At 61.8% G+C, this 12,147-nt stretch carries 10 protein-coding genes; 6 read left to right on the forward strand and 4 right to left on the reverse strand.

The window, feature by feature from the left end:
• Window positions 1-103: 103 nt before the first annotated feature.
• Complete coding sequence (gene upp / locus VIE67_RS13735) at window positions 104-733, reverse strand: uracil phosphoribosyltransferase (protein ID WP_332027011.1); 630 nt, start codon at window positions 731-733, stop codon at window positions 104-106.
• A 142-nt stretch (window positions 734-875) separates the two neighbouring features.
• Here upp and VIE67_RS13740 point away from each other — a divergent pair, with 142 nt between their 5' ends.
• Both VIE67_RS13740 and metK read left to right on the forward strand, forming a co-directional pair.
• Window positions 876-1,046, forward strand: a complete 171-nt coding sequence (locus tag VIE67_RS13740; protein WP_332027020.1) for a hypothetical protein — start codon at window positions 876-878, stop codon at window positions 1,044-1,046.
• A gap of 160 nt (window positions 1,047-1,206) precedes the next feature.
• Complete coding sequence (gene metK / locus VIE67_RS13745; RefSeq protein WP_332027012.1) at window positions 1,207-2,433, forward strand: methionine adenosyltransferase; 1,227 nt, start codon at window positions 1,207-1,209, stop codon at window positions 2,431-2,433.
• A 98-nt stretch (window positions 2,434-2,531) separates the two neighbouring features.
• Here the strand turns inward: metK and VIE67_RS13750 are convergent, their stop codons facing one another.
• Together VIE67_RS13750 and VIE67_RS13755 are read right to left on the reverse strand one after the other, a co-directional pair.
• On the reverse strand, window positions 2,532-3,590 hold the full coding sequence (locus VIE67_RS13750) for a GSU2403 family nucleotidyltransferase fold protein (RefSeq protein ID WP_332027013.1): 1,059 nt from the start codon (window positions 3,588-3,590) through the stop codon (window positions 2,532-2,534).
• A gap of 68 nt (window positions 3,591-3,658) precedes the next feature.
• Complete coding sequence (locus VIE67_RS13755) at window positions 3,659-5,062, reverse strand: HEPN domain-containing protein (RefSeq protein WP_332027014.1); 1,404 nt, start codon at window positions 5,060-5,062, stop codon at window positions 3,659-3,661.
• Between the two features lie 97 nt (window positions 5,063-5,159).
• On the opposite strand from VIE67_RS13755, the gene VIE67_RS13760 reads away from it, so the two are divergent.
• From VIE67_RS13760 to VIE67_RS13775, 4 genes are all read left to right on the forward strand, one after another.
• The gene (locus VIE67_RS13760) at window positions 5,160-5,453 is read left to right on the forward strand and encodes an AbrB/MazE/SpoVT family DNA-binding domain-containing protein (protein WP_332027015.1); all 294 of its coding nucleotides are present in this window, start codon (window positions 5,160-5,162) and stop codon (window positions 5,451-5,453) included.
• A 14-nt stretch (window positions 5,454-5,467) separates the two neighbouring features.
• Window positions 5,468-5,869: a putative toxin-antitoxin system toxin component, PIN family gene (locus tag VIE67_RS13765; protein WP_332027016.1), complete on the forward strand. Its 402-nt coding sequence runs from the start codon at window positions 5,468-5,470 to the stop codon at window positions 5,867-5,869.
• Window positions 5,860-7,869 (forward strand): ribosomal protection-like ABC-F family protein, encoded by a 2,010-nt coding sequence (abc-f, locus tag VIE67_RS13770; RefSeq protein ID WP_332027017.1) that lies wholly within the window; start codon window positions 5,860-5,862, stop codon window positions 7,867-7,869. The genes VIE67_RS13765 and abc-f overlap by 10 nt, the downstream gene beginning before the upstream one ends.
• 153 nt (window positions 7,870-8,022) lie before the next feature.
• Complete coding sequence (locus VIE67_RS13775) at window positions 8,023-10,236, forward strand: patatin-like phospholipase family protein (RefSeq protein ID WP_332027018.1); 2,214 nt, start codon at window positions 8,023-8,025, stop codon at window positions 10,234-10,236.
• Between the two features lie 159 nt (window positions 10,237-10,395).
• Here the strand turns inward: VIE67_RS13775 and VIE67_RS13780 are convergent.
• On the reverse strand, window positions 10,396-12,147 hold a 1,752-nt coding region (locus VIE67_RS13780; RefSeq protein WP_332027019.1), incomplete at its 5' end, for a phosphoenolpyruvate carboxylase.

Raw genomic sequence — 12,147 nt, forward strand, 5'->3', positions numbered from 1 at the left:
GGGCGCTACCCCTCTCCCCAACCCCTCTCCCGCAAGGGGAGAGGGGCTATAAGGCAAAGTCACAGTTGTAACCACTACAACCGAAAATGCTCTAGTACGACTTCTACTTCGTTCCAAACAATCGATCGCCCGCATCGCCCAGCCCCGGCACGATGTAGCCGTGCTCGTTCAGATGGCTGTCGACTGCGGCGGTGTAGATCGGCACGTCCGGATGCGCATCCTGCAGGGTCTTGATGCCTTCCGGCGCGGCGACCAGGCAGACAAACTTGATCGACCTGGCGCCGTAATGCTTGATCCGGTTGAGCGCCGCGACCGCGGAATGGCCGGTCGCGAGCATCGGATCAAGCACGATGGCCAGGCGCTCGTCGATATCGAGCGGCAGCTTGCAGTAGTACTCGACCGCCTGCAGGCTGTGCGGGTCGCGATACAGCCCGAGGTGCCCGACGCGCGCCGAGGGAATGAGATCAAGCATGCCGTCAAGCAGGCCGTTGCCGGCGCGCAGGATCGAAATCAGGCACAGCTTCTTGCTCGACAGATTGGGCGCATCGATTTTCGCCAGCGGCGTCTCGATCGGGATCATTTCCAGCGGCAGGTCGCGGGTGACTTCGTAGGCGAGCAAGGTGCTGATCTCGGAAAGCAGGCGGCGGAAGCTCGCGGTCGAGGTTTCCTTGCGCCGCATCAGGGTCAGCTTGTGCTGGACCAGCGGATGATCGATTACGTTGACACTGGCCATGGCCGCTCCCGAAAGGTACCGATGCCATTTTTGCACGTCAGGGGTCGCGCCGTCGCGGAAAGCCGGCGAGGACGCCAGGTTTTGCGGAATCGGCGTGCGCGGCGATAATGGGCCGATCTGGAATTTCACGCGGAGAGAAACAGTGATGATGCAGCCAACCGGTGATTTTGTCGTGGGCTGGGGCACGCTCACCTTGATCAACGCGGGGCTGGCACAAGCCAAGGGCCGCTCGGGCCTCGGCTGGTGGCTGGCGTCGCTTTTTATTGGCCCGATCGCGACGCTGCTGATTGTGGTGCTCGGGCCCGTGCGATGATCAAGGGAGCTTGGACGTCTAGCCATCCAAATGGAATCGAGACCGTTCAAACTGAATACTCGCACACCGGCCGCGCTCCGCGGCTGCAAAATCCCCCATGGGCGTGTATGATGCGCGCCACTTTTCATCCTTCTATACGTATTAAAGGATATATATCTCCATGACGACCACGCTGTTCACCTCCGAATCGGTGTCCGAAGGCCATCCGGACAAGGTTGCCGACCAGATTTCCGATGCCGTGCTCGACGCGATTCTTGCGCAGGACAAGCGCGCGCGCGTCGCCTGCGAGACCATGGTCAAGACCGGTGTGGCGATCGTCGCCGGCGAAGTCACCACCAGCGCGTGGATCGATCTGGAAGCGATCACGCGCAAGGTCATTCTCGACATCGGCTACAACTCGTCCGAAGTCGGCTTCGACGGCGCCACTTGCGGCGTGCTCAATCTGATCGGCAAGCAGTCGCCCAACATCAATCAGGGCGTCGATCGCAAGAATCCCGAGGAGCAGGGCGCGGGAGATCAGGGCCTGATGTTCGGTTATGCGACCAACGAAACCGCCGACTACATGCCGGCCGCGCTCCATTTCTCGCATCGCCTCGTCGAACAGCAGGCCAAGGTGCGCAAGAATGGCAAGCTCAAATGGCTGCGCCCGGACGCGAAGTCGCAGGTCACCCTGCGCTACGAGAACGGCAAGGCCGTGGCGATCGATGCCGTGGTGCTGTCCACCCAGCATGATCCGTCGGTCAAGCAGAAGGACCTCGTCGCGGCGGTACGCGAGGAGATCCTCAACCCCGTGCTGCCGAAGAAATGGCTGCACAAGGGCACCAAGTTCCACATCAACCCGACCGGCAGGTTCGAGATCGGCGGCCCGGTCGGCGACTGCGGCCTGACCGGACGCAAGATCATCGTCGACACCTACGGCGGCTGGGCGCGTCACGGCGGCGGCGCATTCTCGGGCAAGGATCCGTCCAAGGTCGACCGCTCGGCCGCGTATGCCGCGCGCTACGTCGCCAAGAACATCGTCGCCGCGGGTCTGGCCGACCGCTGCGAAATCCAGGTCAGCTACGCGATCGGCGTGGCGCATCCGACCTCGATCTCGGTGACCACGTTCGGCACCGGCAAGATTTCCGACGACAAGCTCGAAAAGCTGATCCGCAAGCATTTCGACCTGCGCCCCTACGGCATCATCCAGATGCTCGATCTGATCCATCCGATGTACCAGCAGACCGCGAGCTACGGCCACTTCGGCCGCGCGCCGTACAAGCACACGTATCACTGGGAAGAAATCGAGAACGGTCAGAAGATCAAGAAGTCGGAGACCTCGACCGCGTTCTCGTGGGAAAAGACCGACAAGGCCGACGTGCTGCGCGCGGACGCAAAGCTGAAGTAACGAGTTCGTTCCTTCCCCTGCACAGCGGGGGAAGGTGCCGAAGGCGGATGGGGGCGCTTTTCGACCTCCACGTAAACGAGCCACACACGCGGCCCGCTTTATTTCCCGCTCTTTACCGCATCCAGAAATCGCGCAACCAATTCCTGTTGCCCCACCGGCGCGCGCTGCAGCGACGCGTATGCGCGCTTGCTCCACCCCGTACCGCGCGACACCAAATCGTTCCACGCGTTTTTCAATGCACGCGGCGCACGCGCCAGATGCCACTCGATCAACGCCAGCGCCTGCAGAATGTCTTTGTCGTGCTTGGGGTTTTTGGTTCCGCGCTCATACGCGACCAGCAGCTTGTGCAGGCCGTAGCGCGCCGGATCAGGCAAACTGACGACGACCGCATCCTCACGATCCAGCAATACGGACTGACCGGGGCGCTCCATCAGATATTCCATGAACTTCAACGGCTCCAGCGCGACGCCGAGATCGGGCGCGGCGACTGGCTGATCGCTGCGGCGTTTTGCGGTCAGAAAATCGATGCGCAATCCGGGCTCGCGCGCACTCGCATACTGCGCCGCCAACCCCTTCGTTCCGCCGAATGCCGGCAAAAACCCCAACTGCAAGGAATGCAGCGCATCGTGGGTATCGACCTTCAGATTTGCAGGTAACGCCACTTCGACGTTTCCGCCCGGCCCGTGATGCGCAAAATCGAGATCGAGCGTGCGCGTACCGCTGCCCCAGGCGACGCCAAGCTGATTTCCCAGCGCAAGAAATGCATGCGTGCCTACCAGCAAGCCGCCCGCGCGAAAGAACTGATAATCCGCCAGACGTTTGACGATCCGAAAATGCAACGGCGGCGTCACCATGCAACCTTGCGCGACCGCCGCGGCTGCCTGACGCGCGACCGCATCCAGCGCCGGCGCCCCGCGCTCGCGTGCTGCTTCTATCGCCGCGATCGCCGGCCCGTCCGGCCCGAGGTAATACTCACGCTTGCTGCCGTCGACTTCCTTGAACGCAAGATACGCGTAGCGACTGCCCTTGATCGTCTTGCGCGCGATCGTGCCGGTGACAAATGCCGGCGAGCGTGCGGCCTCAGCGGCCTGCGCCATCTCGAATAATTCGGCATAGGCAGTGTGTGCAGCGATTGGTAGTTCGCGATAGAGCGCCATGGCAGCAGTCCAAAACCTGTCGAAAGTTATACCACCGAAAGGCAATTGGGTGGTATAACTTTCTCGCATCATGTGTGTTCTATTTTCTTCCACTCCGGCAAGTATAAATATTTATTTTCGATCATCCGCTGAACGACCGAACCTAGCGGCACCCCGAGATGCGACAAGAGCACAAGCCTAGTGAAGGCCTTTAGCTTGCTTACGAGATTGCTTAGGTCCGCACCGCTCAATCTTGGTGCGTTCGTTTCTGCATCCCAATGGGTGAACTCGTTGCGGGCCTTGGATACCTCGCTTGGGAAAGTGCCACGATCAACATCCAACGATTTGAGCAATTCGTCGGAGAATTTCGTCAAAAGCATTTCGAGCCGCGCACGGAAAGTAAACTCATAAGCATGTCTCAGCCGTTCTTTAATCGAATCGCTGATACCGGCATCCATGTTCTGCGGGATCGAGTCGATGATCATTTTTTCGATCGGCCGATATTCCTTCCTTGTCATGTAACCACCACCGTGGACGTTTCGATGGAACGTCTCAAGCGCCTGCGCCAAAGTCGTTAGCTCCATATGCGTTGACAGAGATCGTTGCCGGGTAGTCCCAAGAAATAGATCAACCGCGTCCTTGATTCGTGGCTCTTCGCTGAACCAGCGCGCGAAAACGTTTGGAGCTTTGTCTTGAAGGGTTGAGAAAGGTGCAAGCACTTCATACACACTCAAAGTTTTCTGATTTTCGGGAGGCGCGTGTTCAAAAAGAAGGCCTAAAACATTGTCGAGCTTCTTACCGCCATCGATCTCAACGGACGCTTTCTCCGCAATTAATTCTGTACCGATCAATAGGGAAAAAATCCTCTGCAACGATCCTGCCCACTTCATCACGCCCTCGAACAGCTGTGGCGCGAGGAAGCCAACGTGGAGACTAGGAAATACATTGAATCCATAGCTACTGAATTCTTCGTTTCTACTTGAAAAGGAGGCCCCTATCGTTAGAACCAGACCACAATCTGGCAATGCCATTTCACGCGATCGATTTGCGACGAGGCGATAAGACAAATCGAGGGGATTCTCTGCACTGAAACTTGAGTCCACGGGTTGCAAATTTGACCACGGACCAAGATTCGCAGCATGAAGACTCAACCCCGTGAATTGAACGCTCGACCTCTCTGGCAGAAATCGTCCTGTAAGAACCCTCATACCTTCGAACCGTTGCTCAACAGTTCCTGGTGCGCGGAACCCAAATTGGCCTTGAATCGCGTTCCATAAAGTAAAAGTCTTGGTGTCTCCGACGCCATGAATGATTGGCACGGATAAGTGGCGCCGATTTATGTCTATCGCATCGAACTTGCCGAGTAGCTTCAACTCTAGATTTCCACCTCGGCTTGAGAGGCATCCGGTGACCTGGTTGGACTCATGTTCTGGCAGCCACCAGTGTCCCCACAGTTCGAAGTCAGCACCGAGTTTTGGAAGATCGTTGGCCATCAGTCGCGCGCCGCCGACCTCATCGCCTCGACGATCGCTTGCGATGCCGTAACATCTTTGGTGTAAAGTAAGGATTCCTTACTGTGGTGCTTCGACTATGCTCGCCAAACTTACCGCCAAGAATCAGCTGACTTTGCCGAAGGCAGTAACCGCCGCGGTGGGTGCGGCCGAATACTTCGACGTGCAGACTTGCGATGGCGCGATCGTGCTCACGCCCGTGCGTATCCAGCGTGGTGACGCGTTGCGTGCGAAGCTGGCCGGTCTGGACTTGACAGCAGACGACGTTGGCGCCGCGGTAGCTTGGGCACGGGGCCGCGTAGCGGAGGCGCCCGGCTCCTATTCCAGCGCACGTACGAAGAAGCCGCACAAGGCCGGCAAGCGCAAATCATGAGCCACGCCCCACGCGTGGTGCTCGACACGAATGTTGTGTTGTCGGCACTGCTGTTTGCTGGAGGTATCGCCGGTCGGCTGCGCGGCGCATGGCAAGACGGATTGTTCGTGCCGTTAGTCAATACGATCACAGCGCAGGAGCTTATCCGCGTGCTGGCTTATCCAAAGTTCCGCCTCACGGCCAACGAGCAGCAGGAGTTGCTTGCCGACTATCTGCCTTGCGCGTCCGTTGTGCGCATGCCGGGCAGACTGCCTGCGGTTCCGAAGTGCCGCGACTCGTCCGACTTGCCGTTCTTGCAGCTCGCTGTCGTCGGCAAAGCGAAGGTACTGGTCAGCGGCGACAAAGACCTGCTGGCATTGGCCGATAGATTTGCGCTGTCGATTGTCACGCCAGCGGCGTTTCTTGCATGCCTTTGATCGCGCTCCAACGCGTCGACTACAGCGTCGGCGGTCCGCTGCTGCTCGAAAAAGTCGATCTCGCGATCGAGGCGAATGAGCGCGTGTGCGTTGTCGGGCGCAACGGCGAGGGCAAGTCGACGCTGCTGCGCCTGCTCGCTGGCGAGATCAAGGCCGACGACGGCGAAGTGCGCGTGCAGGGCGGCGTGCGCATCGCGCGGCTCACGCAGGAAGTGCCGCAGGACACCGCGGGCAGCGTGTTCGACGTGGTCGCGCTGGGCCTGGGCGAGCTGGGTGCGCTGCTTGCCGAATATCACCATCTGATCGGCAAACATTTGACTGAGGCAGGCGATCTGGCCGCACTCGGCGCGGTGCAGACGAAGATCGAGGCGCAGCACGGCTGGGATCTGGATCGCCGCGTGCAGCAGGTGTTGCTGCGTCTGGACCTGCCCGAAGACGTGGACTTCGCCGCGCTGTCCGGCGGCATGAAGCGCCGCGTGCTGCTCGCGCAGGCGCTGGTGCGCGCGCCCGACCTGTTGCTGCTCGACGAGCCGACCAATCATCTGGATATCGACGCGATCGCGTGGCTCGAAGAGTTTCTGCGCGGTTTCAGCGGCAGCATCGTGTTCGTCACCCACGATCGCAGCTTTCTGCGCGCACTCGCAACGCGGATTGTCGAGATCGATCGCGGGCAGGTGACTTCGTGGCCGGGCGATTACGACAATTATCTGCGCCGCCGTGAGGAGCGTCTGCATGCGCAGGCGCAGGCGGCTGCACAGTTCGACAAGAAACTCGCGCAGGAAGAAGTGTGGATCCGTCAGGGCATCAAGGCGCGGCGCACGCGCAACGAGGGCCGCGTGCGCGAGCTGAAGGCCCTGCGCCGCGAGCGCGCGCAACGACGCGAATTGGGCGGCAATGCGAAGATGACGCTAGCAACGGGACAGGCTTCGGGCAAGAAAGTGATTGAAGCACGCGGCGTCGATTACACCTGGAACGAGTCGCCATCGCTCGACGCTGCGGTGGGTAACGCGGCTGGCGCCGCTAACCCACCCTACGAGAGCATGCTGTTGCGCGATTTCTCGACGACGATCCTGCGCGGCGATCGCGTCGGCATCATCGGTCCGAACGGTTCCGGGAAAAGTACACTTCTGAAATTGCTGCTCGGCGAGCTGGCTCCCGCACGTGGCGAAATCTTGCTCGGCACCGGCTTGCAGGTCGCCTACTTCGATCAGCACCGCAGCCAGCTGCGCGACGATCTGAATGCGCTCGACAACGTGGCGCAAGGCACCGAGTACATCGAACTCAACGGCAGCCGCAAGCACGTGCTGGGCTATCTGCAGGATTTCCTGTTTTCGCCCGAACGCGCGCGCGCGCCGATCACGCGTCTGTCCGGCGGCGAGCGCAACCGTCTGTTGCTGGCAAAACTTTTTGCGCAGCCGTCGAACCTGCTGGTGATGGACGAGCCGACTAACGATCTCGATGTCGAGACGCTGGAACTGCTCGAAGAATTGCTCGCAGCCTACCGCGGCACCTTGCTGCTGGTGTCGCACGATCGCGAATTCATCGACAACGTGGTGACCAGCACGCTGGTGCTCGAAGGTGGTGGTCGCGTCGGCGAATACATAGGTGGGTATAGCGATTGGGTAAGGCAGCGGCCGACCAGTTCGTCGAAACAAACCTTTGCTCGTCATCCCGGCGAAAGCCGGGATCCAGTGTCTTTTACTTCGCCAACCGAGAAAGCGCAGACACTGGATTCCGGCTTTCGCCGGAATGACGAATCAAAAACAACAACGGCTTCGGCAAAACCCAAACTCAGCTACAAGGACGCGCGCGAGCTCCAGCAATTGCCAGCACGCATCGAGGCGCTGGAGACGCAGATCGCCGCCCGCACGCAGGACATGCACGATCCCGCGTTTTTCCGCCAGGACAGCGCGGCGATTCTTGTCGCCAATCAGGCCCTCGCCGCCTTGCAGGCCGAACTCGACGACGCCTATCTGCGCTGGCAGGCGCTCGAAGGCTGAGCGAAACCGCGCGCTGGATCAATCGCACTGCGCGATCTGAAGAGTAGTCTGTGCGCAATCGCGATCATATTCGCGCGGGTGCACACGCCGACCTGTTTGCCGTGCCACGAATTCGTTAGTCTTGCCGCAGCTGTTCAGCCTCGGACCGACGCCATGTCCCGCGCCATCGCCTGCCTGTTTGCCGTGATTTTCAGTTGCGTTGCCACGCATGCGGCGGCGCTGACCACGCATCCGAAAACCTGTCTCGTGCTCGGCGGCGGCGGTGCGCGCGGCGCGGCGCATATCGGCGTGCTGAAGGTGCTCGAACGCGAGCATGTGCCGATCGACTGCATCACCGGCACGTCGATGGGCGCGATCGTCGGCGGCCTCTACGCGGCCGGCTACAAGTCCGACGAGATCGAGGCGGTGCTCAAGGGCATCGACTGGAAGGACATGTTCAACGACGATCCGCCGCGCGAAGAATTGCCGATGCGGCGCAAGGAGGACGAACTGCGTTTTCTCGGCGGCATCGAGCTGGGTTTGCGCGACGGCAGGATAGCGCTGCCGCGCGGCGTGATCCAGGGACAGAAACTGCAATTGCTGTTGCGCCGGCTTTTGCTCTCGACGTTGCAAACACAGAAATTCGACGATCTGCCAATTCCGTTTCGCTCGGTCGCGACCGATATCGGCAGCGGCGAGAAAGTGGTTTTCGGCGCCGGCGATCTGGCGATGGCGATCCGCGCCAGTATGTCGGTACCCGCGGCGTTTGCGCCGATCCACTTCCAGAACCATTTTCTTGTCGACGGCGGCATCACCGACAACGTGCCGATCGAAGAGGCACGCAAGCTCGGCGGCACGCGCCTGATCGTGGTCGATGTCGGCGAGCCGCTGTCGAGCGCAGATCAACTCAACTCGCCGTTCGCGATCGCCAACCAGATGCTGACCGCGATGATGAAGCGGCAGACCGACCAACAGCTCGCCACGCTCGGCGCGAACGACGCGCTGGTGGTCCCCGAGCTGGGCGATCTGGGCAGCGCCGCATTCGACCGCGCGCCGCAGGCGATCGCGCTCGGCGAGCAGGCCGCGGAGAAGGAGATCACGCGGCTGCGCCGCTTCGCGGTCGACGACGCCGACTACGCGACGTTCGCCGCGCGTCACCGGCAGCGCCATTTCGATCCGCCGCTGATCGCGTTTCTCGATGTGCTGACCGGGCGCAGCCGCACCGCCGAATATGTCGAACAACACCTGTCGAGTGTGGTCGACAAACCCTTCGATCCGAAACAACTCGAACAACAGATCGGCATGGCCTACGGCGAGGGCAGCTACGAACGCATCACTTACGATCTGGTCCAGCGCGATGGGCAGACCGGCCTGTCCGTGCAGCCTGTGGACAAGGGCTGGGGACCTAATTTTCTGCGCCTGGGTCTGCGCCTTGCCGACAACTTTGCCGGACGCAACAGCTACCAACTGTTCACCGAGGCCAACTTCACCGGCTTGAACAGTCTCGGCGGCGAAAGCCGCAATCGCGTGCAGCTCGGCGAGGTGACCGAGCTGTACAGCGAATTTCTGCAGCCCTTGGGGCGGGCCGGGCAGTTCTACATCGCGCCGTATCTGCAATACAAGGCCTACGATTTTCCGATCAACACGGGTGGCCTGATCGATTTCGCCGAGTACCGGCGCAACCGCGGGCTGGGCGCGCTGGAGTTCGGCTACACGCCCGATACGAGCTGGCAGCTTTCGTCCGCGCTCGGATACGGCCACGACGCCGCGCATCTGCGCATCGGCTCACCGGCTATTCCGAATCTGTCTGCCGACTTCGGTGCCGTCCTGCTGCGCGCGATCTACGACGACCTGGACAATTCCGGCTTTCCCACCCGCGGCACGCGCATGGACGTGTCCGGGGAAGCGCTGCTCACGCAATTGGGCTCGACCGACAACGCGCGCATATTGAAAGTGCGCTGGGACACGGCGCTGTCGTACGGCGCGAATCACTGGCTCGCGGGTGGCAGCGTGAGCACGTCGAGTGGCAGCGGGCGCGACACGCAGATCGCCGCGTACAGCCCGCTGGGCGGTCTGGCCAATCTGTCCGGCTACACCGAAAATCAGCTTTACGCGACGCAGACGGCGCTTCTGCGGCTGGTCTACTATCGACGCCTGACCGATGTGGATCGGCTGTTCAGCGTGCCAGTCTATCTTGGCGGCAGCGTCGAAGCCGGCGGCTTCTGGGATCAGCGCCGCGATATCGGCAGCAGTCTGATCGGCGCCGGCAGCGTGTTTCTCGGCGTGGATACGTTTCTCGGGCCGATCTTCCTCGGTTACGGCTACGCACAGGGCGGTCACAACGCGGCGTATCTCACGTTCGGCTCGTTGTTGCGTACGAACGATTGAGCGTCCCACGCGACGTGCTCTCGCTCCTCCCCCTTCAAGGGGGAGGCTGGGAGGGGGATGGTGTGTGCAACAGTCGTCCCGCAGTTCCATCACTGTCCCTTTCAACACCATCCCCACCCAACCCTCCCCTTGAAGGGGAGGGCTTAGTGCGCGCCCCGATCAGCCGGTGTTTTGCAGACCCTGCGCAATGCCGTTGACCGTCGCGACCAGCGCGGCGAACAGGGCCTCGTCATTGCGCTCGCGCTCGCGCCAGCGCGCGAGCAGATCGACCTGCATCAGGCTCATCGGATCGACGTAGGGATTGCGCAGGCGGATCGACAGGGCCAGGCGCGGATCGTCGGCGAGCACGCGGTCGGTGTCTTTCAGACGCAGGATCCAGGTTTCCGCACGCGCGAATTCGCTTTCGATCAGGGCGAAGAATTTTTCGTGCAACGGACCGGCCAGACGCGAGAACAGCGCGGCGATCGCCAGATCGGATTTCGCCATCACCATTTCCACGTCGTCGAGCATCGTGCGAAAAAACGGCCAGTGTTGCGCCATCTCGCGCAGCACCTCTTCACCGAATTCGGCCGCCGCCTGCTCCAGCGCCGTGCCGACGCCGTACCAGCCGGTGATGCCGGCGCGATTCTGCGTCCATGCGAACACCCACGGAATCGCGCGCAGATTGTCGATGCTGCCCGAACCGCGCCGCGACGGGCGCGAGCCCAGTGTCATGCGCTCGATCACATCGATCGGCGTCGCCGCGCGGAAATAGTCCATGAAGCCGTCGGCATTGATCAGCGCACGATAGGCGACGGCGCCGTGTTTTGCCGCCGCATCGACCGCCAGCCGCCATTGCGCCTCGCGCGGTTCGGGCGGGCGCGGGCGCAGGCTCGCCCACAGCACGGCACCGACGGTCTGCTCGAGCGAGCGCAGCGCCAGCGCACGGATGCCGAACTTGCGGTGGATCACCTCGCCCTGCTCGGTCACGCGCAGGCGCCCGTTGACCGAACCGCGCGGCGACGCGATCACCGCGCGCGTGGTCTTGCCGCCGCCGCGGCTGATCGAACCGCCACGACCATGAAAGAACGCGATCGATACACCCACACTTTGTGCAATTTTCAACAATTCCACTTGTGCATTCTGCAGCGCCCAGCGCGAGGCGACGATGCCGCCGTCCTTGCTCGAATCCGAATAACCGAGCATCACGGTCTGGCGATCGGCGCGCGCGGCGAGGTGCGCCCGGTAAACCGGATCGGCGAACAACGCGGAGATCGTCGCCGGGGCATGGCGCAGATCGTCCACGGTTTCGAACAGCGGCGCGATATCGAGCGGCACATGACCGTCGTCGTCGACGAACTGCGCGCGCCGCGCCAGCGCGAGCACGGCCAATACATCCGCTGCGCTGCGCGCCATGCTGATGATGTAGAGGCCGATCGCCTGTGTGCCGTACGCGTCGCGCGCATAGGCGAGCTGATCGAATACCGCATCGAGCATTTCGCCGGTCGCGTCCGCGGGTTCCGGCAGTTCGCTCTCGCCGAGCGCGTAGCTTTCGAGCGTCTGCGCCTGCGCGGCGGCGGCGCGGGTTTCCCATTCCACATCGCCGAGCGCCACGCCCAGCGCCTGCGCATGCACGCGTGAATCCTGGCGCACATCGAGCCGCGCGAGATGGAAGCCGAACGTGCGCACGCGCCAGAGCAGACGGCACACGGCGAACCAGCCGGCGTTGCGGCCCTTGTTCGCGCGCAGACTGTTCGCGATCAGGTCGAGGTCGGCGAGCAGTTCGTCGGCGCCGGCGTAAGCGGAACTTTTTTCTTCCGCCGTCGCGCGCAGGCGCACGCGCACGAAGGCGAACAGCGTGCGATACGGCATGTCGGCATAGCGCGGATTCAAGCCCGCGTTCACCGCAGGCAATTGCTTGCGGTAGTGCTC

The sequence above is a fragment of the Rudaea sp. genome (genome assembly GCF_036560865.1).
Lineage (GTDB): Bacteria > Pseudomonadota > Gammaproteobacteria > Xanthomonadales > Rhodanobacteraceae > Rudaea.

Bases quoted from the DNA above. Each gene is read 5' to 3' on its own strand.
- abc-f (WP_332027017.1), top strand. From the start codon at position 5,860: ATGCCTTTGATCGCGCTCCAACGCGTCGACTACAGCGTCGGCGGTCCG.
- upp (WP_332027011.1), bottom strand. From the start codon at position 733: ATGGCCAGTGTCAACGTAATCGATCATCCGCTGGTCCAGCACAAGCTG.
- VIE67_RS13760 (WP_332027015.1), top strand. From the start codon at position 5,160: ATGCTCGCCAAACTTACCGCCAAGAATCAGCTGACTTTGCCGAAGGCA.
- VIE67_RS13755 (WP_332027014.1), bottom strand. From the start codon at position 5,062: ATGGCCAACGATCTTCCAAAACTCGGTGCTGACTTCGAACTGTGGGGA.
- metK (WP_332027012.1), top strand. From the start codon at position 1,207: ATGACGACCACGCTGTTCACCTCCGAATCGGTGTCCGAAGGCCATCCG.
- VIE67_RS13750 (WP_332027013.1), bottom strand. From the start codon at position 3,590: ATGGCGCTCTATCGCGAACTACCAATCGCTGCACACACTGCCTATGCC.
- VIE67_RS13775 (WP_332027018.1), top strand. From the start codon at position 8,023: ATGTCCCGCGCCATCGCCTGCCTGTTTGCCGTGATTTTCAGTTGCGTT.